Here is a 26,686-nt window from a genome sequence, read left to right as displayed (position 1 = left end):
ACAGCCAGCCGCGATGGACGCTTCCGTGCAACGCCCGAAAACTGACCGCCGTCAGCTCCAGCAGATCATCGCAGGCCTGAGCGAAGGGGTCATTCTCATAGAACCCGACCAGAGCATTCGTTGGGCCAATCAGGCCGCCCTCGACATGCATGGCGCCAGCAGCATCGAGGAACTCGGCCGGAATGTGTCCGAGTACCGCCAAAGATTCCAGCTTCGCTACCGGAACAATCACCGCATCGAACCAGGCAGTTACCCGATCGATCGCGTGGTCGCCGGTGAATCTTTTAGCGACGTACTGGTGGAGGTCGCACCCGCCGGGCAAGCAGAGCCGCGCTGGGTTCACCGCGTGCGAAGTCTGGTGATTACCGACACGGACGGCGAGCCGGATTGTCTCGTGCTCATCCTGCACGATGCAACCGAGTGGGCAAGCGCGGAAGAGCGTTTCGAAAAGACATTCGGCGCAAACCCGGCTCCTGCCGTTATCTGCAGGCTCAGCGATCTGCGCTTCATCAGGGTCAACCGCGGCTTTGTCGAGATGACGGGCTATACACGCGAGCAGGTAATCGGGCGTTCGGTCTATGAACTGGATGTTCTGGAAAATGCTTCGCAGAAGGAGCTGGCCGTCGAGCGTCTGACAGCAGGGCAGACGATTCCGCAAATGGAAGCGTTGCTGCGCCTCGCGGACTCGGAGTCCAAGCTGGTTATCGTCGCCGGACAGCCGATCGATCTCGCCGACGAGCCGTGCATGCTCTTCACGTTCATGGATCTCGAGCCGCGCAGAAAGGCCGAACAAGCGCTGCGTCGCAGTGAGGAGCAGTTTGCGAATGCGTTCAGGATGGCTCCGATTCCAACCATCGTGTACGCACGTGATTCGCTCAGGCTGCTCGAGGCGAACCAGGCGTTTCTCGACGCCACGGGTTTCGCGGCCGAAGAACTTGTCGGTCACACGCTCGAAGAATCGACCTTCTGGGACGCGGAGGATGCGCACGCGAAGATAGAGCAGATGCTCGCCACGTCGGGCAACCTGCGCAACGTCGAGTTCAAGGTGCGCACGCGGGCCGGGCTTGCGGTCGACTGCCTGATCTCCGCCGAGTCGGTCCCCATTCATGGCGACGACTGCGTGCTGATGGTGTTTCAGGACATCACCGAGCGCAAACGCACCGAGCTCGAACTCCTTCTCGCGATCGAAGCGGTCATGCAGGACGCGTCGTGGTTCAGCCGGTCGATTCTGGACAAGCTTCGTCATATCCGCAGCGGGACGGCACCCGGCAAGATCGATGCGGCGATTTCAGACCTGACGCCGCGCGAGCGCGACGTTCTCGCGCTGATCTGCGAAGGACTTGCCGACAAGGAAATTGCCACGAGACTCGGCGTGGCTCCGAACACCGTCCGCAGCCGCGTGAGCACGCTATACGCGAAGCTCGGTCTGCACAGCCGCAGCGAGGCGATCATCTGGGCGCGCGAACACGGCCTGCCGGCTGGCGGCGTTGCAAGCACGCGCCCTGCGGCACGCGCTTCCCGACGTTCTTCCTGACTCCGATGCCGGCACAGCCGGCGTCTTTTTACCTCTCATGGAAAATCAAAGTTCTGACCTCCGTGGCAGTCACATGGACCGCCGCGTATCAACCGGCGTTGCCGGCCTCGACGAGATCCTGGCCGGCGGTCTTACGGCAAGCCGGGTCTACCTGGTCGAAGGGCCGCCCGGCGCGGGCAAGACGACTCTTGCACTGCAGTTCCTGCTCGAAGGTCGACGCCTGGGGGATACCGGTCTCTACGTCACGCTGTCCGAGACCGCGTCCGAGTTGCGTTCCGTTGCGGCGACTCACGGATGGTCGCTCGACGATCTGGCAATCGTCGAGTTGTTGAGCGACGAAGGGCTCACGCCTGAATACGAACAGACGGTGCTGAATCCGGCCGAGCTCGAACTCGGCGAAACGGTGCGTAATGTGATGCGAGAGGTCGAGCAGGCTCGTCCGACACGTGTGGTGTTCGACAGCCTGTCCGAGCTACGGCTTCTGTCGCAGAGTCCGCTGCGGTATCGGCGGCAGTTACTCGCGCTCAAGCGGTTTTTTGGCAATCGCAACTGCACGGTGTTGCTGCTCGACGACGAGACTTCCGACGCCGGCGACGTGCAGTTGCACAGTCTGGCACATGGGGTCATCAACCTGAATCAGGTCACGCACGAGTACGGCACGCAGCGCCGGCGTCTGCGCGTCGTCAAGATGCGCGGCGTGGCCTTTCAGGGAGGTTTTCACGACTTTACGTTGAAAAGCGGCGGCATTCAGGTTTTCCCGACGCTGGTGGCCGGGGATCGACACGTACAGTTCGACCACGAGAATCTGTCGACCGGCGTGCCCGAACTCGACGCGCTGCTGGGCGGCGGCCTTGCACGCGGAACGAATACTCTGCTGGTGGGGCCGTCGGGCGCGGGCAAAACCACTACCGTGCTCCGGTGCCTGCAGACGGCACTCGAACGGGGCGAGCACGCCGTCTACTATCTCTTCGACGAAACGCTCGGCACGCTACTGCGTCGCGCAGCAGCGCTCGGTATGAATCTTTCGCCTCATCTGGAAAGCGGTCTCCTGTCGATCGAACCGATAGATCCAGCAGAGCTTTCGCCAGGGGAATTTACTCACCGCGTTCAGGCGGCGGTCGAGACGCACGGTGCGCGCGTGGTGGCTATCGACAGCCTCAATGCATATCTGCAGGCGATGCCTGGCGAAAAATACCTGATGCTGCAGATGCACGAGCTGCTGACCTACCTGAACCAGCAGGGCGTCATGTCTCTGCTCGTCCTCGGTCAGCACGGGATCATCGGCGAGATCCAGAGCAATATCGACGTGAGCTACCTGAGCGATGCATTGCTGCTGTTCCGGTTCTTCGAAGCAGAAGGCTCGGTGTTGACTGCGGTGTCGGCGGTCAAAAGCCGGACCAACATGCACGAACGCTCGATCCGGCAATTCCGGCTGAGCGACAAGGGACTCGAAGTAGGCGACGTATTGAGCGACTTCAAAGGCGTGTTGTCGGGACTGCCGTCTTACACCGGACACACGCCTTTGCTCGGCGCGAATTCCGTCGCCTCCGAGTGAGAAGCCATCGCCCGTAGCGGGCACATCCCGGTAAAAACTTACCCAAAGAGCGAGGCGACGGCCTTCGAACACCGCGGCATGACGGAACATTTGGAACATTTCGGTAACATTCGTCCAGTCCCTTAAAATGCCGGGATTGATCCAATGACGCCGGAGCTGGTGATGCGTATCCTGGTGATCGAAGACGAGCCGAAAACAGGCGCGTACCTGAAAAAGGGCCTGGAAGAATCGGGCTATTCCGTCGACCTCGCCAACGACGGCGCCGACGGCCTGCTGCTCGCACAGGAGCAGGACTACGACGTGATCGTCCTCGACGTGATGCTGCCGACAATGGACGGTTGGGCCGTGCTGAAGGTACTGCGCGCGACTCATACCACGCCGGTGCTGTTCCTTACCGCGCGCGACGACGTGAACGACCGCGTGCGCGGCCTCGAACTGGGCGGCGACGATTACCTCGTCAAACCATTTGCGTTTGTCGAACTGCTGGCACGGGTGCGTACGTTGGCGCGGCGCGGTCCGCCGCGAGAGAGCGAACTGCTGGCGGTCGGCGACCTGGAGATGGACATCAACCGGCGGCGCGTGAAACGCGGCGCAACGCGTATCGATCTGACGCCCCGCGAGTTCTCGCTGTTGCAACTGCTTCTGCGCCGTCAGGGCGAGGTGCTAAGCCGCACGCAGATCGCTTCATACGTGTGGGACATGAATTTCGACAGCGATACGAACGTGGTCGAGGTGGCGATTCGCCGCTTGCGAGCGAAGATCGACGACGCTTTTCCCGTCAAGCTGATCCAGACCGTCCGCGGCGTTGGATACGTAATCGAAGCGAAAGAGCCGGACTGATGGCAGCACGCTCGCTGACCGCTACGCTTGCACTCGCATTCGCGGGCACGACGCTGCTCGTATTCGCGCTGGTAGGCAGCGTGCTGTACTTCGCGCTGGACCGCCAGGTCAAGCAGCAGGACGACCTCGATATCGTGCTGATCGCGCGGCACACGCGGCGTCTCGCGCAGGAGCTCAATACGCTCGACGAACTGCGCAGCCACGGCGACCGGCTGACTAGCCAGGTGCTGGGCAACCTGGCGCTGTCGATGGAAGTGCGCGATCCGCAGCGCAAGCTGCTGTTCGAACACAACACGGCGGCCATTGCCGACACTACGACGCCGTCGCCTGCGCTCATGAAACGAATCGGCGCCTCGCAACGCATCACCGAAGCCGATATTGCAGAGTGGCGCACCTCGAAGGACGTGCCGGTGCGCGGACTTGCTGCGGATGCGATGTTGCGCGACGGCACGCCGGTCACGATCATCATTGCGCGCAATATGGCGGACCGCTGGCGCCTGCTCGACCGGTATCGCGATCGGCTGTATGTCGCGGGTCTCGCGGGTATGCTGCTCGCGTTCCTGATGAGCTGGTTGCTGGTGCGCGAGTCGTTGCGGCCATTGCGCGAGATGGCGCGCAGCGCGGCCACCGTCACCGTCGACAAATTGCACACGCGAATCGAAGCCGATGGTGCGCCGAATGAACTGGCCGCGCTCATCGCGTCGCTGAATGCGATGCTGGACCGCCTGCACGGCGGCTTTGAACGGATGTCGCAATACACGGCGGACCTCGCCCACGATATGCGCACGCCGCTTGGCAATCTGCGCGGATCGACTGAAGTCGCGCTGGCACGCCCACGTTCGGCCGATGAATATCAGTCCGTGCTCGCATCGAATCTCGAAGAGTGCGAACGATTGTCGCGCATGATCGAAAGCGTGCTGTTTCTAGCCCGCGCCGAACACCCGCAGTTCGTCAAGACGCTGACGCAGGTCGATGCGCAGCAAGAGCTGTCGCGCATCGCCGAATACTTCGAGGGCGTCGCCGACGAAGCCGGCGTGCAGATTCGCGTAACAGGCGGCGGCCAGTTGCGCGCCGACGTCGAACTGTTCCGGCGCGCCGTCAATAATCTGCTTGCGAATGCGCTCCGTTATACGCCGCGCGGGGCCATGATCACACTGGATGCACAGGCCCCCGCCGAGGCTCCGCATACGCTGCGTGTGACCGTGGCGAACGAGGGCAAGCCGATCGATCCGGCCCTGCTCGAGCGGGTGTTCGACCGCTTCTATCGCGTGGACCCGTCGCGCAAAAGCGAGCCGAACGCGTCCGGATCTGCGGGTCTGGGTCTTGCCATTGTGCGCACCATCATGGAACTGCATGGCGGCAGCGCGCATGCCGAAAGCGACGCGGCCGGTACACGCTTCATCCTCACGTTTGCGGCCGCGTAGATGGCGAGTTCGGTGACGTGGTCGCCGCCGCGTTCCCGCTTTCATCGAGCGAGTTGCGACTCCAGCCGCCGCCCAGCGCTTTTAGCAACTGCACGCTGGCATCAACACGCCGTGCGTCGATCAGTTCCTGCGTGCGTTCATTCGTCAACGCAATGGTTTGTGCGGTCACGACATCCAGGTAGCTCACGGCTCCTGCCTGATATCGGTTCGTCGTGAGCTTCAAGGACAGCTCAGCGGCCGATGTCGCGCGTTGCTGGCTGTCCGCTTCGCTAGCCAGTGTCGTCAGCGTGGACAGGTTGTCTTCCACTTGCTGGAACGCGGTCAGCACAGTCTGCCGGTAATCTGCTACTGCGCTGTCGTACTGCGCGTTCGCGCCCTTCAACGAGGCATCGCGGCGGCCGCCGTCGAACAGCGTGCCGGCCAGTTGCGCGCCGAGCGACCAGAAGAGGCTGGGCGCTGTGAGCCAGGGCGCGAAGAACGTGCTTTCGAGTCCCGCCGTAGCCGACAGCGTCAGGTTGGGATAGTAGGCGGCGCGCGCCTCGCCGATCTGAGCGTTGGCCGCCGCGACGCGCCGCTCGGCGGCTGCGATATCGGGTCTGCGTTCGAGCAGTTGCGACGGCACGCCCGTTGGAATCTGCGGCAACCCCACGTTTTTCACTTCACTGGCCAGTGCGAACGACGACGCGGGCATGCCGATCAGCGTCGCAATGGCGTGTTGAAGCTGCGCACGCTGTACGTCGATGTCGGTGTCCTGGCTGCGGGTGCTCTCCAGTTGCGTCTGCGCCTGCGCAACGGCCGATGCGTCGATCGCACCGTCCTTTAACTGCTGTTGCACGATGCTCAAGGCCGCGGCATATGCGGTAACGCTGTCGTCGAGCAGCTTCTTCTGACGATCGAGCGAACGCAGATCGAAGTAGTCGGTCGCGAGATCGCTGGCGACCGCCAGGCGCACGGCCTGAAGGTCCGCCTCGCTTGCCTGCGCGTTGTCGCGCGCATAGACGGTTGCATCTTTCACCCGGCCGAACAGGTCGGGTTCCCAGCTCGCGGTGGCGCCCACCGAATAGTCGGGCACCGTCTGTCCGGCGAGCGAATGCCCGAGCACGTTCTGCGACAACCTCGTGCGCGACTGCGCCGCGCCCGCCGTTACCGTGGGTGCGTAGCCGGCACGCTGGTAGTCGAGCATCGCGCGGGCGGCCTGCAACTGCGCTACCGCTTTCGCCACGGTCTGATTCGACACGTCGACGCGCGCTTCGAGCTGGTCCAGTTCGGCGTCGTGAAAGAGCGTCCACCAAGGGCCGGGCGGCTCGGCATCGGCTGGCGCAGCGACGCTCCAGCCGGGCGCCGCGGCGCCTGCGTATTGAGTGGGAACGGCCGCTTCCGGTTGATGATACGTGGGCAGCGTCGAACACGCAGTCAACGCGCAGGCGGTGACGATAGCCGCGCTGCGACGGGCGAATGGATGAAGAAGAGTGAGCATGAGCCGTCTCCTGGATCGCTTAACCGTGCCGTGCCGCGGACGCGGCGACGCGCACCGGCTGGCCGTCCGCGAGGGCATCGCCCGGATTGTCGATGACCTGATCTGTCGACGTGACGCCGGTCGCGATTTCAACGTAGGTGCCGAAGTCCCGGCCGATCGTCACCTTGCGAAGATGCGCGCGACCATCCTGTCCGATCACCGCAACCGTGACGCCATCGGGTCTGAACAGCAATGCGCTCACCGGGAGTTCGAGCGCGGGGTGCTGCGTGCGCAACGCCAGATGAACCTGTGCATACGCGCCGGGCAACAACGCGCCGTCGCGATTGTCGACGTCGATCTCAACGCGCAGTGTCCGGCTGACAGAATCGATTGCGTCGGCGCTGCGCGCGACGGTCGCCGCAAAGGAGCGGCCCGGATACTGCTGGGTGGTCAGATAGACCTGTGTGCCTGCGGTGACGCTGCCGGCGTCGTCCTGCGGCACGTTCACGTAGACGCGCAAGCGGTCGGTCTGCTCGACGTGGAAAAGCTCTCCCGGCGCACTTGCAAGACCGGGCGATCCTCCTGAGGTGACGAGCGCTCCGACATCGACGTTGCGCACGGTGACGACGCCGTCGAACGGCGCGGTGACTTTCTCGTAAGACACGAGCTCGTTCAACCGCGCAACGTTCGCCTGCGCCGACGCGAGCGCGGCGAGTTTCGCGGCGCTGTCGCTCGTCTTCGAATCGGCGTCCTGCTGCGACACCGACTGCGTTTGCAACATCGTCTGCCAGCGCCGCGCGGTGCTGTCCGCGAACGCGTAGTTCGCCTTTGCGGTGGCCACGTCGGCGCGTGCCTGTTGCAACTGGGCGTCCAGCTCCGGCGTTTCGATGTCGGCAAGCGTTTGTCCGGCTCGGACTTTCGTGCCGATGTCCGCGTACCAATGCCGGACGTAGCCGCTCGTGCGCGCGTAGATCGACGCGTCGGCATACGGCATCACGGAACCGGGCAACAACAGTTCCTGCGAAACCGGCGCCGGTTTTGGGCGCACAGCATCGACGATCGTTTCGCGTTGCGCGGCGACCTGTTGCGAGAGTTCGGTGCTCGCATGCAGACGCGGCACGATTCCGATGGCTAGCAGGGCCGCTGCAATCGTCAGCAGGGCGCCGGGCAGCAGGAGCGCGCGGCGCTTCGCGGGTGGCGCGCCGGTGTCGTTGCGAGCGGGTACGGCAAGCTCCGTCGATGCCGTGCCATCGCGGTCCTGCGGAAGGTTGGACTGAGTCATGGCTTTTCCTTATCGAGCTTGAGTATTCATCGGCACGGCGGCAGCGCGAGCCGCGCGACGCCGCGCGAGCCACGCATGTACCGCCCCGAACACGACGGGTACGAACATCAGCGTCGAGAGCGTGCCGAATGCCAGGCCGCCAATCACCGCGCGGCCGAGCGGGGCGTTCTGTTCGCCGCCGTCGCCGAGGCCGAGGGCCATCGGCAGCATGCCGATCAGCATGGCGAGCGCGGTCATCAGCACGGGCCTGAAGCGGTTGAAGCCCGCATCGAGCGCGGCGGCGAGCGGCTCCATGCCGGCCTGCAACGACTCGCGCGCCGTGTTGATCACGAGAATGCTGTTTGCTGTCGCAATGCCGATGCAGAGAATCGTTCCGGTGAGAGCCGGCACGCTCAGCGTGGTATGCGTCGCGAACAGCATCCATGCGATGCCCGCGAGCGATGCGGGCAAGCCGCTGATGATGATCAGCGGGTCCAGCCACGACTGGAAGTTCACGACCATCAGCAGATAGACGAGCGCGATTGCGAACACGAGTCCGGCGCCGAGACCGGCGAACGACTCGTTCATCGACTGCACCTGGCCGCGCATCACGATCGACGAACCGGGCGGCAACTGCGCGCGCGCCGCGTCGACGATTCTGGATACGTCGGCGGCGACGCCGCCCAGATCGCGTCCTTGCGTCGCCGCGAATATGTCGAGCACCGGCTGCACGTTGTAGTGCGAGACGACAGCCTGTTGTGAGCTGCGATCCAACGTGCCGAGCGTGCCGAGCTGGTTCTGTGGCGCGACCGTGGCCTGATTCGTGGTCAACGGAATGTTCGAGAGCGTTTGCAGCGAGTCGATGTCGTACTGCGGCACCTCGGCCAGCAGGGGATAGCTGACGCCGTTCTTCGGATCGAGCCAGAAGTTCGGCGTAGTCTGCGAGCTGCCCGAGAGCGCGATCAACATGTTCTGTGCGACGTCACGCTGCGTGAGGCCCGCCTGGATAGCCTTCGTCCGGTCGACGTTCACGTCGATGGTCGGCGCGTCGCCGGGCTGCTGGATGCGTGCGTCGACGAGACCGCGTACACCGCGCAACTGCGCAAGCAGCCGGTCGGCCACCACGCGGTTCTTATCGAGCTGATTGCCCACGATCTGCACGTCGATAGGAGCGGGCAGGCCGAAGTTCAGGATCTGGCTGACGATGTCGGCGGGCAGGAACGCGAACGTCACACCCGGAAACGAGGCGGCGAGCACGTTGCGCAGTTGCGCGACATATTGCGCGGTGGGTTTGTGCTTGGGCTGCAGCGTCACCAGAATATCGGCGTCTTCGGGGCCGACCGGATCGGACGAGTCGTAGGTCAGATTGATGCCGCTGACCGGCACACCGATGTTATCGAGCACGGCCGCCTGCTCCGCCTTCGGGATCACGCTTCGAATCTTCGCTTCGACCTGATCGGTGATGCGCGCTGTTTGCTCGATGCGGGTGCCCGTCGGTGCGCGCAGATGCAGCCGGATCTGACCGGTATCGACGGAGGGAAAGAAGTCGCGGCCGGCGAACGGGACGAGGATCAGCGACGCGAGACACAGCGCGACATAGACCGGCACGAAACGGCGGCGTCCCGAGATCGCGCGTCCCAGCATCGCACGATAGCCGTTGCGCAACGCCTCGAAGTGCCGTTCGAAGCGCGCCTGGAAACGGGCAACTGCAGCAAAGCGTCCCTGCGCATTGTGGCCTTCTTTGGACGGCGCGCGCATCAGATACATTGCAAGCGTCGGGATCAGCGTGCGCGAGAAAAAGTAAGACGCGCACATGGCGAACACGACCGCTTCCGCAAGCGGAACGAACAGATAACGCGCGACGCCGGACAGCAGGAACATCGGTACGAACACAATGCAGATCGACATCGTCGAGACGAACGTGGGCACCGCGATCTCGCCTGAGCCGTTCAGGATCGCATCATGCAACGGCTCGCCCTTTTCCAGATGGTGCGTGATGTTTTCAATCGCCACCGTCGCGTCGTCGACGAGAATACCGACGGCGAGCGCAAGGCCGCCAAGCGTCATGATGTTGATGGTCTGCCCGAGCGCTGCAAGTGCAATCAGGGACGTCAGCACGGCGAGCGGAATCGTCACCGCAATGATCAGCGTTGCGCGCCAGCTGCCGAGAAACAGCAGGATCATCGCGGCCGTCAGGCATGCGGCGATCAGCGCTTCGCGCACCACGCCCGAAATGGCCGACTTTACGAACACGGACTGATCCGATAACGGGGTGATGTGCAGCGCTTTCGGCAAACCGGCCGCGATTTTCGGCAGCATGTCTTTGACCTGCTGGATGATCGTCAGCGTCGACGCGCTGCCGGTCTTCTCGACTTGCAGCAGTGCAGCGCGCTTGCCGTCGCTGCGCACGATGTTGGTCTGCGGCGCATATCCGTCGATCACATGCGCGACGTCGCGAACGTACACCACGCCGCCTTGCACTGTCTTGATCGGCAGATCGTTGAGCGCAGCGACGCTCTTCGTGCTGCCGTTCATCTCGACGTTGTATTCACGCGAGCCGATTTTCGCGGTGCCGCCCGGCAGAATCAGGTTTTGCGCATTGACCGCGTTGACGACGTCGATCGGTGCGAGTCCTTTCGCCTGCAGCGCCTTTGGATCGAGCTCGACCATGATCTGGCGGATCTTGCCGCCGAACGGCAGCGGCACCGCCGCGCCCTGCACGGTGGCTAACTGCGTGCGGATAAAACTGTTGCCGAGATCGTAGAGCGTCTGTTCGGGCAACGTGTCGCTCGACAGGCCCAGTTGCAGGACGGGCACCGTCGATGCGTTATACGTGATGATGTTCGGCGGCAAGGTGCCCGGCGGCAGGACTCGCAAGATCGACGCGGAGTTCGATGCGGCTTCGGCGATCGCGCGGTTGATGTCGGCGCCGGGGTGAAAGAAGATCTTCACGACTGAGACGCCGTTTAACGACTGCGACTCGATGTGCTCGATGTCGTCGACGTCCGTCGTGAGCGCACGCTCGTAATTCGACGTGATCCGGTGCGCCATGTCTTCGGCGGAAAAGCCGTTGTACGACCAGACAATGCTGACCACGGGAATGTCGATGTTCGGAAAGATGTCGGTCGGCGTGCGCATGATCGCAAGCGGGCCGAGTATGAACAGCAGCACGGCCAGCACGATAAAGGTGTAGGGCCGCCGCAGGGCCAGTCGGACTATCCACATGACATTTCCTTGGACGATGGGCTAGAGAGATGGCCCGTGCCGCGGTGCGTCCAAGCGATGCAATGCGGCGGGCTGATGACGTCGCAGTGTGCCGATCCGTCACTGACTTGTAAGTGACGGCGTCATTACAAGTCTGTTATCTGCGTGGGAGCAAAGACGAGCGGGCAACGGCAGAAAGCAAGGGGCGCTGAGCGCGCTCGAAGATGACAAGCTTGTAATGCGCTGGTCAGCATTGGGTCAGTGCTCATTGCTCACAATCCGTTCAACCCTTCACGAATCGCAACGGAGGGAACCCGGGCCGCGCTCATCGTGAATGCGGCCGCAACTCACAGACAGGTGAATGATCATGAAAGCACTGCTCAACGTTGTTCTCGTTTCCTGCGCACTGGCCGCACCCGCGCTTTCTTTCGCGCAAACCGTCGATCAGCCGGTGACGCGTGCGGAAGTGCGTGCCGATCTCGTGCAGTTTGAAATGGCCGGATATCGTCCGGTCGCATCGGACGCGCAGTATCCCGCGGACATTCAGACCGCAGAGGCGAAGGTGTCAGCCGCACAGACTGCTACGTATAAGACGTCGGTAGGGGGCGTGTCGATGAACGGCTCGTCGCAGGCAGGCGCGCCGGCATCGGTGGACGGTGCCGGGCGGATCTACTTCGGACATTGAGCCGCGTTGGCGGTGTCATGTGGAACCGCCGGGCGGGCAATGAATGCGTTCCTCGCGATGCGGGCCGCCCGGGTTGTCACTGGTTGTCACTGGTTGTCGCTGGTTGCCGGTGCTTCCGGCCGGTAACCGGAAAGCAATGTTCGACGGCTTCTCAACGAGGCTTTACCACTGCTGGTGGACAAACGGCGCGATCTTTTGCAGATATAGCGCGCGTAGGACCTCCATGGCCGAATCTGTCAGGGGCGGGAGTTCGCTCGCCTCAGCGTTTGCTTTGGCTTGCGCTGCGTTCTTCGCCCCTGGAATGACAGTCGTCACTCCATCGTTCATGAGGATCCAGCGAAGCGCGAACTGCGCCATCGTGGCGTCTTGCGGGACGAGTGAGCGGATTTCGTCGACGGCTTCCAGAGCGACGTCATAAGGAACGCCGGCAAAGGTTTCGCCCTTGTCGAAGGCCTCGCCGTTACGATTGAAAAGGCGATGGTCATTGGCCGCAAACGTCGTCTCGCGCGTCATTTTTCCTGTGAGCAGGCCCGACGCAAGAGGCACCCGGACGATAACGGCGACTCCGCGGTCACGAGCTTCCTGAATAAAGCGGGCTGGCCTTTGCCTGAAAATGTTGTAGATGATCTGTACCGACTTCACACCCGGATATTCGATCGCTTTCAGACCTTCTTCGACTTTCTCGACCGACACACCGTAGCTGCTGATCTTTCCCGCTGCGACCATGCGGTCCATCGCATCGAAAACCTCCGGCTGGTAATAGACCTCGGTCGGTGGACAATGAAGCTGTACAAGATCGAGCCGCTCCATCTCCAGGTTCTTCAAGGACCGGTCGACAAAAGCATTCAGATTCGCTGCGGTGTAGCCTTGCGCCACGTGCGGGTCCAGTCGCCGCCCAGCCTTGGTCGCAACGAATGGCCGCGGTCCCGAACGTTCCTTGAGCACGTCCGCGATGATCCGCTCCGAGCGGCCGTCGCCGTAAACGTCAGCCGTGTCAATGAAGGTTGTACCGCTATCGAGCGCCGCATGCAGAGCCGCCTTTGCATCGCTCTCCGCGACGTCGCCCCATGAACCTCCAATGGCCCACGCGCCAAACCCGATTTCAGAGACGCTCTTTTCTGCGTGTCCGAACTTCCGTTCTTTCATCTTGATTCTCCGTTCATGGCATGAGTTGTCCGCCGTTGACCTCGATGATCTGCCCCGTGATGTATCCCGACATGGCGGGAGACGCGAGGAACAGGAACGCGCCGACGCACTCATCCGGCAGGCCTTCTCTGCCCATCGGCACCGTGGCAGTCTGCGACGCCCAGATTTCCGGCGGCGTGTATTTGTCGTGGAACGGCGTCTGTATGAGTCCGGGTGCTACTGCGTTCACACGGATTCCGTCGTTTACAAATTCCTTTGCGTGGCCACGGGTCAAACTGCTGACAAAGCTTTTTGACGCGGCGTAAAGCACCGCTCCTGCGCCGCCGCCCGTACGCGCGGCAACGGACGACGTATTGATGACGTAACCACGTGATTCCTTGAGAAACGGATGGGCAGCCGAGGTTGCTTCCCAAACCGATCTTGCGTTCAGATTGACGACGCGTTCGAAGTGGCTGGCCGAGGCGCTTATAGATGCCAGCCTACCCAACATGGCGCCGGCGTTATTGATGAGCCCATCGAGTCCGCCTAGCAGTTGCGCCGCTTCCTTCACGACCCGCGATGCTTCGCCCGTCTCGCTGACGTCGCCCTGGACAAGATGAATGCGCTCCGGCGATTCCGCACGCAGCGCTTGCGCAGCCGCTTCGCTCTCGTTGAAATGCGCGACCACGTGCGCGCCCTGTGCGGCAAATGCGCGAACAATAGCCGCTCCAATTCCAGTCGAGCCGCCCGTGACGAGAACTCTCGTATCCTTCAGATCGCCGATCTGTATTTGCTCAAGTCCATGCATGGAATTTCCTCCGAATGGATAAACATGAGCGGGGCATACGCCGCAGCGCTCCGGGATTCGCGACGAAGAAAATGATTACATACCGTAGAATGAAACGGATTCACTGGAACGATGAACGGCATTCATCATGGCAAAGAACGACCGGATCGATTTTGCGGACTTAAGGCTGTTTCTTGCGATAGTCAGGTGCCGGAGTTTCCGGCTGGCTGCAATCGAACTCGGGCAGACGCCGTCGGCAGTCAGTCACGCGATGCGGCGGCTGGAAGACCGCCTCGGCGCAAAGCTGCTTAACCGGACGAGCAGGGCGGTTTCGCCCACGGAGGCGGGGCTCGATCTCGCTTCCCGACTGGAAGAAGGCTTCAATCAGATCGGTTCGGCTCTCGAGAGTTTTGAAGCGCCGGGTACCGCGCGGCTCGGCTCTTTACGTCTGAATGTTTTCGCGGATGCCGCCCACTTGCTGGTCGCACCGGCATTGCCGGAATTCGCACGCCTTTGCCCCGATGTGCAGCTTACGGTGGTGGTCGACAACCGGCCGATCGACATCGTTGCAGAAGGATACGACGCCGGGATTCGCTACGGTCATCATGTTCCCGAAGACATGATTGCAGTGCCGCTTACCGGCCCGCAGCGATGGGTGATGGCCGCGTCGCCCGCATACCTGAAGAAACACGGCACTCCTCGTCACGTCAGCGAACTGGTCGAGCACAACTGCCTTCAGCTTTTGCTCGGTGACAATTCGAGCTACCGTTGGGAAGTCAGCGTTGCAGGTAAAACAACCCCGATCCGGGTGCCCGGGTCGATCACGATCAACGACACCGCGACCACGATTAGCGCGTGCAAGGCGGGAATGGGCATAGCGTATCTGCTGGAGGCTCGAATCGCCGATGAGCTGGCGCGGCGTACCCTGAGAGTTGTGCTCGAAGACCACGCGTGCGCTGAGGATCCACTTCACATGTACTACAGTGGTCGTCGATACAACCACCCGGCGTTGCTTAGTCTGATCAATATCATCCGGAAACAGCAGTCACTCGCGAAGATCTCAAGGTCGCGTGAGTGAGCGGGGCCGGCGCCGCTAATTGCGGCTGTTGCTGTTGCTGTTGCCACGAAGGTTCATTTGACGTGGAAGTTCGTCGTGCTGTCCGTCGCACGCGTTCGCATGCGACGGACGAGCGCTCCGATGCCGTTAATGAGCAACCGGCTCGTTGAGATAGACGCCCGAGGACAGTGCGGCTTTCACCTCACGCGTGAACTCGTCGGTGGATACTTCCTCCGCGCCGGCCTCAATTGCGTCGTATGCCTGACGCACGACGTCGGCCGGCGTCGCCTTCGGCACTTCCAGCCCGCGCGTCAGATCCGTATCGATGAAGCCGGCGTGAAGCCCGACAACTTGCGTGTGCTGCTCGCGCAACGAATGACGTAGGCCGTTGGTCAGCGCCCACGCCGCCGACTTCGACACGCCGTAACCAGAGAGGATCGGCCGGTTCACCCAGCTCGCGACCGAAAGCACGTTCAGAATCGCGCCGCCGCCGTTGCGGGCGAGGTTGCCCGCAAACGCCCGCGACATCGCCAGCATGCCGAACACGTTGGTTTCGAGGTGATCGCGCAACGCGTCGATCGCGCCGTCGTCCGTCAGGCTGCCAAGCCGTGCGATGCCCGCATTGTTGATCAGCAGCGTGACGTCACCCGCCGCCTCGGCGGCAGCGGCGACCGCCGCTGGATCGGTCACGTCCAGTTTCACCGGCACGACGCCTGGCAGCGTCACACTGGCCGGATCGCGCGCGCCCGCATAGACCTTGCGCGCGCCTCTTTGGAGCGCCTGTTTTGCAAACTCGAGACCAAGGCCGCGGTTCGCGCCCGTTACGAAAACAACAGAACCTTCGATTTTCATGACGAATCCTTCATACGGTTAATCGCAGGCGCGCCGGCTCGCCGGGCGCATGGGAAACTGATCAAAAACTTCCTTGCGTATTTCGGAATGTGTTGCCTTGTGGACCGTGCCGTCGGCTTCGCTTCCCATCACGCCCGAAAGTCCGCTAGACTTATGTCAATGTCGATCGACATCGTCTTTTGATGCATTGTGTCGACGCGGACCAGGTATGTCAATGGCGATCGACATTGTGTTTGTTAATCGATGCGATTGTCTGGATAAGGGAGGGAGCGATGGGTGTGTCTCGGCAACAGGCCGCCGAAAACCGGAGCGCGATTGTCGCGGCCGCCGAGCGGCTGTTCCGCATTCGCGGCGTCGACGCTGTGGGGCTCGCGGAACTGATGAAAGAAGCCGGCTTTACGCAGGGTGGCTTTTACAACCACTTCAAGTCGAAGGACGCGCTGGTCGCCGCGGTGATGGAAAAGGCGATGCAAGACTATGCGGATTCGCCGAACGCCGGTAGCCTGGTCAAGCAAACCGCGCGCTATCTGTCGACCCGGCACCGCGACAACATCGAGGCGGGGTGCCCGCTGTCTGGATTCGTTGGCGACGCTCCCCGGATGACCGCCGCCGCGCGCGTGTCCTACGCGCACGGCCTGGCGGCGTATCTCGACCGGTTTGCGGCCATGATCTCCAAGGAAGGCGCGACGCCGGAAGAAACCCGCCAGGACGCCATTGCGGCGTTCAGTCAGATGGTCGGGGCGCTCGTGTTGTCGCGCGCGATTGCGGATGCGGATCCCGCCTTCGCAGACGAAATCCTCGAAGCAGGGCGCCGCACGCTCGCCGATGAGACGCCGCCTACGGCTCCTTGAGCGCCGCGGTGCGATAGGACCGCCGAAGGTCCCATCCAACCTACACCGTACTCACGCAAGTACGCTGCGTTTGCAATGCGCTCAGCACGGCGTCCACAACCCGCTCGACGCCTGGCCAGTTTTTCTCGGGTTGGCCTTCGATATAAACATCCGGCGCGACGCTCTTATAGTGTTCCGGGTATCCCCAGATTGCGTCGTGAACCGCCGGCCTCGTGATACTGCCGCCGAGCACTGCGACAGTCGGCCGGTGGAAGGCGGCAGCCACATGCATCAGCATCGAGGAGTTCGTCAGGACGGCATTCGCATTTTCGGCGAGCGCAAAGACCGTTCGCATCGACACGTCGCCCGCGACCGAACGCACCGGGACATTGGGTCCCGCGGCGACGATCGCTTCGTTGGCACGCGCCTTGTCGGCCTCGCTACCAACTATAAGAATCTCACAGCGGTCGCCGGACTGTTGCAATGCGGACGCAATCTGCGAGAGCGCTGCCCCAAACTGCCGGGGATCCCAAGCCTTGGTGGGAACACCCGCTCCGACGCCAACCAGCACTCGCCATGTCGTGCCAACTTCTGCGGAGTCGTTTGTCCAGATCCTGTCGGCGCTTGCCCGTTCGGCTGCCGTGAGGAAAAGCTGAGGTCGAGCGTCGGGAAGCTCCGTTGCGCCGAGCAACTCGGCTTGCGCGAGCGCGGCGCGACCGGATTGGCGGCGCGCAAAATCAATGTAAGCGTGACACCCGCTGTGGCCGCCGCGATAACCGCGCACGCCTATGCGATATCGCACACCAAGCCGCATCATCAGGAGCGCGCCCATGTAACTGCCGAGGACGTCGATTCCGACGTCAAACCCGCCTCGCTTACGCAGCGCGGCGACTTGCGGCGATTTCAGCAGGAAACGCACGACGTCACCGGGCGAGCGGTTCTCGACGATCTTGTTGTTCCATGGTGCATCGATCTCGACGATTTCATCGATGAACGGATTGTTCTCGAGAATCGGGCGCCCCCAGCTGCCGATGCCGGCAACGATTCGGGTGGCCGGGAAGCGTTTTTTGAGCGCCTCGAAGATCGGCGTCGCAGTCAGCAATTCACCAAAATCGTTCGGTCGAAGGACAAGAATTTCACGCGGCGTACTGCGACGAGGGTCATGCCGCGACGGGGTCAAGCGGCCAATCACCCAGACCGGGAATTCAGTAAGCAGGCTTTTCCATTCCATTGCATATCCACGAGATGAGGTGAGTGCCAAGCCGCGCGGAGCGACGCACTGAGTGTGCATGGAAGGAGGTGCCCGGTCTGTGGGCCGCCATACGAAACTGCCGCGTCGTGAGCGCTCGCCGCTATGGCGCGTTCGCGAGCTCGCAGCTTCCGTCGCCGGTGTTGAGCCCGGCGGGTTTCAGTTCAACGTTCTTTCGTCCGGACGCAACGTCAGGACGCGTACACCGTTTCGGGTAACGGCGACGGTATGCTCGAACTGTGCGGACAGCTTTCCATCGTTCGTGACGACCGTCCAGCCATCGTCTTCAGTCCGAACGGCGTGTCGCCCCTGGTTGATCATCGGCTCGATGGTAAAGACCATGCCCTCTTGCAGCACCAGACCGGTTCGCGGCTTTCCCCAATGCAGCACCTGAGGCGGCTCGTGCATTTCGCGTCCGATGCCGTGCCCGCAATATTCCCTTACGACCGAATAACCGTTTTGCCGTGCGTGCCGCTCGATCGCATGCCCGACATCGCCCAGTCGCGCGCCAGGACGAACGGCCCTGATGCCTTTCCACATCGCTTGATACGTGACTTCGACGAGCCGTTTGGCTAACGGCGAGACCTCGCCCAGCAGATACATTTTGCTGGAGTCCGCGATGTATCCGCTCTTTTCCAGCGTGATGTCGAAATTGACGATATCGCCGCTTTCCAATATTTCCGTCGGCGACGGAACGCCGTGGCAAACCACGTTGTTGCGCGATGAATTCAAGACGTAGGCGTAGCCATATTGGCCTTTGCTCGCCGGACGGGCATTGAGTTCGTTGACGATGAGGCTATCGACCAGATCGTTGATCTGCATGGTCGACATACCGATCATGTCCAACCGGTCCAGGTGACCAAACACCTCAGCGAGCAATTTGCCGGACTCCGCGAGCAACGCGATTTCTTCTGGCCGCTTGGTCACGTGGACGCCACCCTGACGGATCGCGTCTCCACGCCTGCTGCTCGCAGTTCGCGCGCAACGATTTCACTAAAACTGTGCGTCGGATTCATTTCGCACAGCATGCCAATCTTGATCCAGAACGCACGCTTGTGCGTTGATCGACCGACACGACACCTGGCTCGCTTTGCGTATCTGATCGTGCAAGTCGTCGTCAATATTCACGATGCCCATTTTTGCCATCCGTATATGAAACGTATATGGATCATATACTCTTGTCCGTTCGCAGTGCAAGCGTGTTGGTGCTCGCGATTGCGGTCACTGCCACGGGCCAGTGCGTAAGGTGACCAACCTGAAGTCGCATCGCCGAGATTGACGATGGACTTCAGTTTTGGGGAGATGCGATGTGTCAGAACGTCGGGGCCGGGCCTGCGCCAATACGTACACGGAAGAGCGCGTAGGGCTTCCTGCGCTCGTCCTTGCCGCCGTGGAAAACAGGCTGACGATGCAGTTGATTCGCCGTGAAGTACAGATATCCGTCGGTGCCGACCGACAGTGTGTCCGGCCACAGCACGCGCGGATCATGCGCGATGGTCCGCCATTCGCCGCCCGGTTCGAGCTTGCGAATGGAGTCGTGTTCGTAGTCGCCTGCGTAGACGGCGCCGTTCGCGTCGCTTTCGAGTCCGTCTGAAGCGCCTTTCTCTCCGAGGTCTTTTACAGCGGCTGAAAGTTGGGCTTCGCTGATCGACGGGTCGCGCAGCATGGCGGTCGGCACCGAGTAGAGATGCCGGCTCGAAAGCGGGCAGTAGTAGAGCGTCTTGCCATCCGGCGAAAGCGCGATGCCATCCGATGCAACGGTGAACGGCGTGCTCTTGCCGTTTGCATCTCGCACTTTAAGGGTCTCGCCTTCGACCACCGGCACGAAGGCCGGATCGGCCGATGTGGAAACGTCACCGGTCAGGCGTCGCAATGCCTTGCCCGAGTCGAGGTCGATAACGATCAATCCACCGGTGCCGCTCAACGACGAGTCGGTCACATACGCGACGCCCGCTTTGCCCACGCGGAAGTCGAACCGCACGTCGTTCACGTAGGTTTGCGCGCGCATGACATTGGCCGGAAAGACGAGCGTCTTCACCACGCGATTGGTAGCGAGGTCGATGGCGACGAGCTTGGCACCGCCCGCTACCGGATTCGAGAAGTTGGGCGCTGCGGTGTCCAGTACCCACAGACGTCCGCGGCCGTCTGCAACCACGCTTTGAACGCTCAGGAAATGCGCGGCTGCGTGGGAAACGTCCGCACGATTGATGTCCGCATTCGGATACGCGACCACTTTACCGTCGCGCACTTCGGCAACGGTGGCCTGAACGTCGTCGCCCCAGCGCGGGAAGTTGACGAAGATCCGCCCGGTTTCCGTGACGGTCACGCCGGTAGGCATCGGCCCGGAGAATGTCGCCACCGTTTCTATCGAACCGATGGTGCGTTCCGTTGCCTCGCTGGACGACGCCGCTGCTGACGGCGCCTGCGATGGCGCCTGGACGGACGCCGCATAGGCGAAGCTGCCGAAGCTCAGGCTCACGGCCAGCGCGATTGCGGCGCGGCGCATCGCGCCGCTCTTTTTACCGCCTTGATAGATAGATTGCATGGTCGTTCTCCAGTTGTGTGTGATGTTGCAGGTGGCGTGATGAACCAGTGCGGCGAACTAGAAACCTTCGAGCACGATTTTTCCGCGAGCGCGTCCGCTTTCGATCAGCGCATGAGCGCGGCGCAGATTCTTCGCATTGATGGTTCCGAAGTGATCCGCCATCGTGGTGCGCAGCGTGCCCTCGTCGATCAGTGCGGACACTCTGTTCAGGATTTCGTGCTGCCTGACCATGTCAGCGGTTTCGAACAGCGACCGTGTGAACATCAGCTCCCAATGAAGAGAAATGGACTTCCGCTTGAGCGGCATCGCGTCGAGCGTGTCCGGATCGTCGATCACACCGAGCCGGCCTTGAGGCGCCAGCGCCTCGACGAGCTGCGGATAGTGAAGGTCCGTTTGGGTCAGGCTCGCGACGTAACGCACCTGCGGCGAACCGATATGGCGCAGGCCTTCCAGCAGCGGTCGCGAGTGATCGATCACGTCGTGCGCGCCGAGCGCTTGCACCCATTCACGCGTTTCAGGGCGGGACGCCGTGCCAATCACGCGCAGTTTCGTCAGACGGCTTGCAAGCTGCGTGAGCATCGAGCCGACGCCGCCGGCAGCGCCAACAATCAGCAGCGCGTCGCCGGATCCTGCGTGCTCGATTACGCCGAGCCGGTCGAACAGCAGTTCCCACGCCGTCAACGAAGTCAGCGGAAGCGCGGCGGCTTGCGCATCTGAAAGCGAGGCAGGTTTCCTGCCGGCAAGCCGCTCGTCCACGAGCGCGTATTGCGCGTACGCGCCGGGTCGGGCAATGCTGCCCGCGTAGAAGACCTTGTCTCCTGGCGCGAACAGCGACACGTCGTCGCCCACGGCCTCGACGGTTCCGACGGCGTCCCAGCCGAGTACGCGCGGCGCTTCGGTCGGCGAGCCCATGCGGACTTTCGTATCCACCGGATTGACCGCGATCGCGTCTATCTTCACCAGCAAGTCGCGCGATGCCGGTTCAGGCGTAGGCAGGTCGAGATCGATGAGGGAATCCGGATGCTCGGCGGGAAGACCGTGCTGTGTATAGACCACTGCTTTCATGCGCATGCTCCAGGTACGTTTTGAAGGACTTCAGCGCTCACCTTGCTCATGTATCGCTGATGTGTGGCTGAATTCTGGCGCGACCTCATAGGTACGAAAAACCGGTTACATTAGGGAAGACTTTCACTCCTGGAATGAAAATGGTCCGGTTAGAAGACCTTCAACTCTTTGTGAGAACTGCCGCGCTCGGCAGCTTTTCAAACGCGGCGAGAGAGGCGGACCTTCTGCCCGGCCAGGTCAGCGCAGCGATTTTGCGGCTCGAGCGGGAGCTTGATATCCGGCTCTTTGCGCGGTCCACTCGCAGCCTCAAGCTGACTGCAGAAGGCGAGCAGTACCTTCCCTATGCGGAAGAAGTTCTGTCGATGATTCACGAGGGCCGTGAACGTCTGCATGGAGAAAGACATGCGCTGCAAGGCATGCTGCGGATCGCGGCGCCTTCCGATCTCGGTCGTAACAACCTGCTGACCTGGCTTGGTACGTTCCGCGATCAACATCCGAAGCTGACACTGCGGCTTTCCCTGTCGGATCACGTAACCGACGTCTTTCGCGATCCGGTGGATGTGGCGATCCGCTATGGGTCTGCGGAGCAGGCGAGCTACGTTGCGCTCGCACTCGCCGAGAACAATCGAAGGGTGCTGGTGGCTTCGCCGGAGTACCTGAAGCGCCGCGGCTCGCCCGCTTCTCTCGACGAACTCGTTTTGCACGATTGCCTGCCCTATGTGCTGGCAGGTCGCGTCTATGACCGCTGGTCGTTTCCGTCCAACGGCGTGCGGCGGCAGGTCACGGTGAGGGGCGCGCTGCTTTGCGACGATGCGGAAATCGCGAGACGCTGGGCGGTGGAAGGCCGCGGCATCGCCTATAAATCGTGGCTCGACGTGCACGACGATGTGATATCCGGCCGATTACATGTCCTGTTGCCTGACCAACCCGGGGAAACAGCGCCGCTAAACCTGGTCTGTCCGCACCGTCGTCAGTTCTCGCCGGCTGTCCGATATCTTCATGCTCATCTCAGGGAACGGGTGTTGCCCATGAGCGCAGCGATGCGTGAGTACGCGAACGCATTGGTGGAATGACCGCGAAGCGTTTCAGCGCGGCGACGACACGGCTGCGCTTTTCTGATTGCGCGGAGCGGTATCGAAGACGCTCATGGCTCACGCCGCTTATCTGGCGTATCTCGCCAACAACGACCGGATCGCCGGATCGTTCATGTTTTGTGGCGTAACGGTGACCACGTCGACGAAGAGAGTGCGGGGTGGTGGATGGCCCTGCAGTGCCTCGACCATGGACGCCAAGGCGAGGTAACCCATACGGTAAGGGTCCTGCAATATGGCGGCATGTACGATTCCTTTTTTGAGGCCTTCCAGGAATTCCGGACGCCAGTCGAATAGCACGAGGCGCGGGCGCTGGCCGACTGCCGCAGTCTCGATCACCCGCAGAGCGCCGTAGGCAATCGGTTCAGCCGGCGCAAAAACGGCATCGAGGCGGCCCGGGTAGCTCTTTATCACCTCGGCAATTAGCACTTCGGCATCGCGCGGTCGATACCCTACGTAGGTATCGATCACCACATCCCATCCCTCTTTGCGGGCAACGCTTAAAAATCCGCTTTCTCTCGCAACGGTCGAACTCACGTTGGGCGCGAGCCGCAGCATTGCCACCTTGGCGCCCTTTTTCAGAACCGGTACCAGGCTGAGCGCCGCCTTCCTGCCAGCGCTGAAATTGTCTGTGTAGACGGTCGAGATTCCATCGTAATCGGCGCTGTATCGATCCACGAGGATCACAGGGACTGGGACTGAAAGCCGCGTGTCGCCGGCCAATGGTTCTGGTGCCAGTACCACGCCCGAGACTCCCTGCGTCACCATGTATTCGATAATGCGCAGCTGGATATTCGGTGTATTGAGCGACTCGCCATCGGACGGGTTGCGAATCAGCAGATCTACATGATGATCATGGGCCGATTGTTGTATTCCCTTGAGCAATGTCTGATAAAAGACAAGGGATGAGCCCGGCAGGACGACACCGATTGTGCTCGCGTGCGCGGTCGGCGCCATCACCGCCAGCGACCAGAGCAGCACAAAAAGTCTCAGAGGTCCAAGCATGGTGTGTCCACTCGAAGTGGCCTCGACCTGACCGCATAAGCTTGCGGAAAGGCATTTCCCTGTTATGAAGATTCTCGCCGGGCAAGTGGAATCTTTGCCCCACACACTAGTTTTCAACGACCTTTCGGAATAATAAGCCGATGATCGGCGGGCCGCCATTGTCACTTCATGGGATGGGGCAGCGGACGGGTTCGGCCACTACCGGCCATCCGCCCGCAAAAGGCTGCGGTCATTCAAATGTCAGCAATTGCGCTGAAGCCGACGTACGCGCTTGCCGTCTTCTCTGGCGTCGGGAACTCATGATAGTTGAGCGCGGCTTCGCGAGAACCTTCTTTTTCCGTTTGCGTGGTCGTTTCGGCAATGCTCTAAAAAAATTGGCAGTCGCCCAAGGGCGACTGCCAATTTGCAGAGTGATGTTGTGGAGGCTCAATGAGCGTTCGATCGGACGGATGCGTCGCCCGTAGATGCGGATGCGATGGCCGGATTGTCGATCGGCTGCAGCTCTTCAAATTCATCAACGTACGTACGATTCAGCACCGCACGCGCAGTGTTCATGTCGAGCTGTCCTTCCCAACGCGCGACCACGACAGTTGCAACCCCATTGCCGATCAGGTTCGTCACGGCCCGAGCTTCATTAAGAAAACGATCGACACCGAGAAGCAGGACCAAGCCTTCGACCGGAATTTTGTGCATCGACGCGAGCGTCGCGGCCAGCGCAACAAATCCAGCACCCGCGACTCCCGCCGAGCCTTTCGAAGTGAGAAGAAGCACGCCCAACACAAGCAACTGATCCCAAATCGTCAGATGCACATTCATCGCCTGGGCGATGAACAGGGCAGCCATCGTGAGATATATCGCCGTTCCGTCCGCATTGAAGGTGTATCCGGTAGGCAACACCATTCCAACAACGGGTCGCGAGCAGCCCATCCGTTCCATCTTGACCAGCATCTGCGGAAGTACCGCTTCCGTGGACGCCGTGCCGAGCGTGATCAGGATCTCGTCCTTGATGTAGCGAGGTACTTGAACAGCGACAATCCACACATCCTCATTACCAGTCCGAGGACTACAACCACAAAGAAGATAGACGTTAGATAGAGGCACAACATCAACTGGCCGAAGGAAGCCAATGTGCCGATCCCGTACTTTGCGATGGTGAAGGCCATGCCGCCGAACGCACCGATAGGCGCGACGTACATGACGATCTGCACCACCCCGAACATGCCCTGAAGGAACATATCGAGCATGTCTACAAACGGTGCCGTCCGAGGTCCTAGCCTGGCGAGAGAAATGGCGAGCAGCAGCGAGAAGAAAATGATGGGTAGCATCTCGCCGTTGGCGAACGCGCCGACGATGCTGTTCGGGACAATGCTCGTGAAAAAGTCGAGCATGCCATGTTGCCTGGCGGCAGTCGTATAGGTCGAGATCGCAGACCCGTCGATGTGCGACGGATCGACGTTCATGCCGGCACCGGGTTTGAAGACATTCACGACGACCATCCCAATGAGGAGTGCGATCGTCGATGCGACTTCAAAGTAAAGCAGCGCCTTGACGCCGACGCGGCCCGCTTCATGAAGATCATTCATGCGGGCAATGCCGACAACCACCGACGCGAAGATGATCGGTGCAAGCAGCATTCGAATCAACTTGATAAACAAGTCACCGAGGGGCTTGAGTTGGGAACCAACGTCCGGATAAAAGTGGCCCAGCAGGATACCGGCGATGATCCCGATAAGAACCTGCACATAGAGCTTCGAGAGCGTCTTCCTGACTTTCGATACCAGCATGTCTGTCTCCTATGACTGGCGTCTATTTGTAGAGTACGGACGAGCATCCACAGCGGGACAATCCGCTGTGGTGAGCACGGCCGAGGTGCGCCTGAATTGGTCTTTTTATAGGCGTAGCATCGACGAGGACCGTCGATGCCTTGATACCGCTGAGTGTTTATGCCGACAGCTTGCGCATCTCGGCAATGAGATCCGATTTACCCTCGAAGCCGATACCCGGGAGGTCCGGCATCGTGATATAGCCGTTCTCGACCTTGACCCCATCGGGGAATCCGCCGTACGGTTGGAACAGGTCCGGATAGGACTCGTTTCCGCCCAAGCCAAGGCCAGCGGCGATGTTCAGCGACATCTGGTGACCGCCGTGGGGAATGCAGCGGCTCGGCGACCAGCCGTGCTGACGCAGCATGTCCAACGTGCGCAGATACTCCACCAGACCGTAGCTCAGCGCGCAGTCGAATTGCAGCCAGTCGCGGTCGGGACGCATGCCGCCATAGCGGATCAAGTTACGCGCGTCCTGCATCGAGAACAGGTCTTCGCCCGTCGCCATCGGCTTGTCGTAGTAGTTGCGCAGCGTGGCTTGCAGTTCAAAGTCGAGCGGATCGCCCGGTTCCTCGTACCAGAACAGATCGTATTGAGAGAGCGCCTTTGCGTACTGAATTGCGGTGTCCAGATCGAAGCGACCGTTCGCATCAACGGCAAGCTTCTGGTCGTCTTGCAGCGCGCTGAGGATCGAGTCGATGCGGCGAAGATCTTCGTCGAGCGATGCACCGCCAATTTTTTTCTTCACCACGGTGTAACCGCGGTCGATATAGCTGCGCATCTCGTCTTTCAGCTTCTCGTGGTCCTGGCCCGGATAGTAGTAGCCGCCTGCTGCGTACACGAAAATCTTGCGATCCGGTTGGCCGTTGCCGTAGCGGTCCGCCAGCAACTGAAACAGCGGTTTCCCTTCGATCTTCGAGACCGCATCCCAGATTGCCATATCGATGGTGCCAATTGCGACCGAGCGTTCGCCGTGGCCGCCGGGCTTTTCGTTGGTGAACATCGTCGCCCAGATTTTATGGGGATCGAGGTTGTCACCAGCATCGTTGACCAGCGAGGCGGGGTCAGCTTCGAGAATGCGAGGGATGAACCGCTCACGCATGAGCTTGCCCTGCCCGTACCGGCCGTTGGAGTTGAAGCCGTAGCCGATTACCGGCTTGCCGTCCCGAATCACGTCGGTGATGACTGCGACCAGACTCAGCGTCATCTTGCTGAAGTCAATATAGGCATTGCGGATCGGGGAACTGATCGGAACGGTCTTTTCGCGGATTTCAACGATTCTCACGGCTTCGTCTCCA

Annotated in this window: 20 protein-coding genes and 2 pseudogenes; 8 read left to right on the top strand and 14 right to left on the bottom strand. The window is 61.4% G+C overall.

The features are described from left to right. The first annotated feature begins 13 nt into the window (after nt 1-13). From SB753_RS05875 to SB753_RS05860, 4 genes are all read left to right on the top strand, one after another. On the top strand, nt 14-1,534 hold the full coding sequence (locus tag SB753_RS05875) for a helix-turn-helix transcriptional regulator (protein ID WP_410799442.1): 1,521 nt from the start codon (nt 14-16) through the stop codon (nt 1,532-1,534). A gap of 73 nt (nt 1,535-1,607) precedes the next feature. Further along, nucleotides 1,608-3,089 (top strand): ATPase domain-containing protein, encoded by a 1,482-nt coding sequence (locus tag SB753_RS05870; RefSeq protein ID WP_410799441.1) that lies wholly within the window; start codon nt 1,608-1,610, stop codon nt 3,087-3,089. A gap of 162 nt (nt 3,090-3,251) precedes the next feature. Further along, a complete protein-coding gene (locus SB753_RS05865; RefSeq protein ID WP_027778691.1) occupies nt 3,252-3,929 on the top strand; it encodes a heavy metal response regulator transcription factor in 678 nt (225 codons plus the stop codon). Continuing rightward, entirely contained in the window at nt 3,929-5,353 is a 1,425-nt protein-coding gene (locus tag SB753_RS05860) for a heavy metal sensor histidine kinase (protein ID WP_408191473.1), read from the top strand. Before SB753_RS05865 ends, SB753_RS05860 begins: the two co-directional genes overlap by 1 nt. On the opposite strand, the gene SB753_RS05855 is transcribed toward SB753_RS05860, so the two are convergent. The 3 genes from SB753_RS05855 to SB753_RS05845 are packed head-to-tail and all read right to left on the bottom strand — an operon-like array spanning nt 5,334 to nt 11,295. Next, on the bottom strand, nt 5,334-6,830 hold the full coding sequence (locus tag SB753_RS05855) for an efflux transporter outer membrane subunit (RefSeq protein WP_410799440.1): 1,497 nt from the start codon (nt 6,828-6,830) through the stop codon (nt 5,334-5,336). The genes SB753_RS05860 and SB753_RS05855 overlap by 20 nt on opposite strands. 19 nt (nt 6,831-6,849) lie before the next feature. Continuing rightward, nucleotides 6,850-8,091: an efflux RND transporter periplasmic adaptor subunit gene (locus tag SB753_RS05850; protein ID WP_410799438.1), complete on the bottom strand. Its 1,242-nt coding sequence runs from the start codon at nt 8,089-8,091 to the stop codon at nt 6,850-6,852. A gap of 9 nt (nt 8,092-8,100) precedes the next feature. Next, a complete protein-coding gene (locus SB753_RS05845; RefSeq protein WP_410799436.1) occupies nt 8,101-11,295 on the bottom strand; it encodes an efflux RND transporter permease subunit in 3,195 nt (1,064 codons plus the stop codon). A gap of 346 nt (nt 11,296-11,641) precedes the next feature. Here SB753_RS05845 and SB753_RS05840 point away from each other — a divergent pair, with 346 nt between their 5' ends. Continuing rightward, entirely contained in the window at nt 11,642-11,959 is a 318-nt protein-coding gene (locus SB753_RS05840) for a DUF4148 domain-containing protein (RefSeq protein WP_088174345.1), read from the top strand. A gap of 162 nt (nt 11,960-12,121) precedes the next feature. Here the strand turns inward: SB753_RS05840 and SB753_RS05835 are convergent, their stop codons facing one another. After that, a complete protein-coding gene (locus SB753_RS05835; RefSeq protein ID WP_410799636.1) occupies nt 12,122-13,105 on the bottom strand; it encodes an aldo/keto reductase in 984 nt (327 codons plus the stop codon). Nucleotides 13,106-13,118: 13 nt separating this feature from the next. After that, nucleotides 13,119-13,892 carry an SDR family NAD(P)-dependent oxidoreductase gene (locus tag SB753_RS05830; protein WP_410799434.1) on the bottom strand — a complete coding sequence of 258 codons (774 nt, stop codon included), beginning with the start codon at nt 13,890-13,892 and terminating at the stop codon, nt 13,119-13,121. 127 nt (nt 13,893-14,019) lie between these two features. Here SB753_RS05830 and SB753_RS05825 point away from each other — a divergent pair, with 127 nt between their 5' ends. Beyond that, nucleotides 14,020-14,949 (top strand): LysR family transcriptional regulator, encoded by a 930-nt coding sequence (locus SB753_RS05825; protein ID WP_088174126.1) that lies wholly within the window; start codon nt 14,020-14,022, stop codon nt 14,947-14,949. 126 nt (nt 14,950-15,075) lie between these two features. Here the strand turns inward: SB753_RS05825 and SB753_RS05820 are convergent, their stop codons facing one another. Further along, nucleotides 15,076-15,780, bottom strand: a complete 705-nt coding sequence (locus SB753_RS05820) for an SDR family oxidoreductase (protein WP_087751981.1) — start codon at nt 15,778-15,780, stop codon at nt 15,076-15,078. Nucleotides 15,781-16,052: 272 nt separating this feature from the next. Between SB753_RS05820 and SB753_RS05815 the strand changes: the two genes are divergently transcribed. Continuing rightward, the gene (locus SB753_RS05815) at nt 16,053-16,631 is read left to right on the top strand and encodes a TetR/AcrR family transcriptional regulator (RefSeq protein WP_288826467.1); all 579 of its coding nucleotides are present in this window, start codon (nt 16,053-16,055) and stop codon (nt 16,629-16,631) included. 40 nt (nt 16,632-16,671) lie between these two features. Here SB753_RS05815 and SB753_RS05810 read toward each other — a convergent pair whose 3' ends face one another. From SB753_RS05810 to SB753_RS05790, 5 genes and pseudogenes are all read right to left on the bottom strand, one after another. Beyond that, a complete protein-coding gene (locus SB753_RS05810) occupies nt 16,672-17,841 on the bottom strand; it encodes a glycosyltransferase family 9 protein (RefSeq protein ID WP_410799432.1) in 1,170 nt (389 codons plus the stop codon). A gap of 177 nt (nt 17,842-18,018) precedes the next feature. Beyond that, entirely contained in the window at nt 18,019-18,786 is a 768-nt protein-coding gene (map, locus tag SB753_RS05805; RefSeq protein ID WP_410799430.1) for a type I methionyl aminopeptidase, read from the bottom strand. Continuing rightward, a pseudogene (locus tag SB753_RS05800) lies at nt 18,783-18,996 on the bottom strand (ParD-like family protein). The gene map and the pseudogene SB753_RS05800 overlap by 4 nt, the downstream one beginning before the upstream one ends. A 175-nt stretch (nt 18,997-19,171) precedes the next feature. Further along, nucleotides 19,172-20,404 carry an L-dopachrome tautomerase-related protein gene (locus SB753_RS05795; protein WP_410799428.1) on the bottom strand — a complete coding sequence of 411 codons (1,233 nt, stop codon included), beginning with the start codon at nt 20,402-20,404 and terminating at the stop codon, nt 19,172-19,174. A 57-nt stretch (nt 20,405-20,461) separates the two neighbouring features. Then, nucleotides 20,462-21,469, bottom strand: coding sequence for a zinc-binding alcohol dehydrogenase family protein (locus SB753_RS05790; RefSeq protein WP_410799426.1), 1,008 nt, complete (start codon nt 21,467-21,469; stop codon nt 20,462-20,464). Between the two features lie 140 nt (nt 21,470-21,609). Here SB753_RS05790 and SB753_RS05785 point away from each other — a divergent pair, with 140 nt between their 5' ends. Continuing rightward, nucleotides 21,610-22,542, top strand: coding sequence for a LysR family transcriptional regulator (locus SB753_RS05785; RefSeq protein ID WP_131316195.1), 933 nt, complete (start codon nt 21,610-21,612; stop codon nt 22,540-22,542). Between the two features lie 87 nt (nt 22,543-22,629). Here the strand turns inward: SB753_RS05785 and SB753_RS05780 are convergent, their stop codons facing one another. The 3 genes and pseudogenes from SB753_RS05780 to SB753_RS05770 form a co-directional block, all read right to left on the bottom strand. Then, a complete protein-coding gene (locus SB753_RS05780) occupies nt 22,630-23,565 on the bottom strand; it encodes a substrate-binding domain-containing protein (RefSeq protein ID WP_410799424.1) in 936 nt (311 codons plus the stop codon). Between the two features lie 426 nt (nt 23,566-23,991). After that, nucleotides 23,992-25,349 (bottom strand): annotated as a pseudogene (gene dctA, locus SB753_RS05775) (C4-dicarboxylate transporter DctA). 157 nt (nt 25,350-25,506) lie between these two features. After that, nucleotides 25,507-26,673, bottom strand: a complete 1,167-nt coding sequence (locus SB753_RS05770; protein ID WP_410799422.1) for a mandelate racemase/muconate lactonizing enzyme family protein — start codon at nt 26,671-26,673, stop codon at nt 25,507-25,509. Nucleotides 26,674-26,686: the final 13 nt, after the last annotated feature.

It is taken from the genome of Paraburkholderia sp. SIMBA_053, assembly GCF_046534895.1.
GTDB lineage: Bacteria > Pseudomonadota > Gammaproteobacteria > Burkholderiales > Burkholderiaceae > Paraburkholderia > Paraburkholderia caledonica.
This window is presented reverse-complemented; position numbering and strand designations above follow the sequence as displayed.

What these genes read in the sequence shown, in the direction of transcription:
- SB753_RS05830 (WP_410799434.1), bottom strand. Translation starts at nt 13,892, where the DNA reads ATGCATGGACTTGAGCAAATACAGATCGGCGATCTGAAGGATACGAGA.
- SB753_RS05840 (WP_088174345.1), top strand. Translation starts at nt 11,642, where the DNA reads ATGAAAGCACTGCTCAACGTTGTTCTCGTTTCCTGCGCACTGGCCGCA.
- SB753_RS05870 (WP_410799441.1), top strand. Translation starts at nt 1,608, where the DNA reads ATGGACCGCCGCGTATCAACCGGCGTTGCCGGCCTCGACGAGATCCTG.
- SB753_RS05845 (WP_410799436.1), bottom strand. Translation starts at nt 11,295, where the DNA reads ATGTGGATAGTCCGACTGGCCCTGCGGCGGCCCTACACCTTTATCGTG.
- SB753_RS05780 (WP_410799424.1), bottom strand. Translation starts at nt 23,565, where the DNA reads ATGCTTGGACCTCTGAGACTTTTTGTGCTGCTCTGGTCGCTGGCGGTG.
- SB753_RS05810 (WP_410799432.1), bottom strand. Translation starts at nt 17,841, where the DNA reads ATGGAATGGAAAAGCCTGCTTACTGAATTCCCGGTCTGGGTGATTGGC.
- SB753_RS05850 (WP_410799438.1), bottom strand. Translation starts at nt 8,091, where the DNA reads ATGACTCAGTCCAACCTTCCGCAGGACCGCGATGGCACGGCATCGACG.
- SB753_RS05825 (WP_088174126.1), top strand. Translation starts at nt 14,020, where the DNA reads ATGGCAAAGAACGACCGGATCGATTTTGCGGACTTAAGGCTGTTTCTT.
- SB753_RS05855 (WP_410799440.1), bottom strand. Translation starts at nt 6,830, where the DNA reads ATGCTCACTCTTCTTCATCCATTCGCCCGTCGCAGCGCGGCTATCGTC.
- SB753_RS05790 (WP_410799426.1), bottom strand. Translation starts at nt 21,469, where the DNA reads ATGAAAGCAGTGGTCTATACACAGCACGGTCTTCCCGCCGAGCATCCG.
- SB753_RS05820 (WP_087751981.1), bottom strand. Translation starts at nt 15,780, where the DNA reads ATGAAAATCGAAGGTTCTGTTGTTTTCGTAACGGGCGCGAACCGCGGC.
- SB753_RS05875 (WP_410799442.1), top strand. Translation starts at nt 14, where the DNA reads ATGGACGCTTCCGTGCAACGCCCGAAAACTGACCGCCGTCAGCTCCAG.
- SB753_RS05795 (WP_410799428.1), bottom strand. Translation starts at nt 20,404, where the DNA reads ATGCAATCTATCTATCAAGGCGGTAAAAAGAGCGGCGCGATGCGCCGC.
- SB753_RS05860 (WP_408191473.1), top strand. Translation starts at nt 3,929, where the DNA reads ATGGCAGCACGCTCGCTGACCGCTACGCTTGCACTCGCATTCGCGGGC.
- SB753_RS05865 (WP_027778691.1), top strand. Translation starts at nt 3,252, where the DNA reads ATGCGTATCCTGGTGATCGAAGACGAGCCGAAAACAGGCGCGTACCTG.
- SB753_RS05785 (WP_131316195.1), top strand. Translation starts at nt 21,610, where the DNA reads ATGGTCCGGTTAGAAGACCTTCAACTCTTTGTGAGAACTGCCGCGCTC.
- SB753_RS05815 (WP_288826467.1), top strand. Translation starts at nt 16,053, where the DNA reads ATGGGTGTGTCTCGGCAACAGGCCGCCGAAAACCGGAGCGCGATTGTC.
- SB753_RS05835 (WP_410799636.1), bottom strand. Translation starts at nt 13,105, where the DNA reads ATGAAAGAACGGAAGTTCGGACACGCAGAAAAGAGCGTCTCTGAAATC.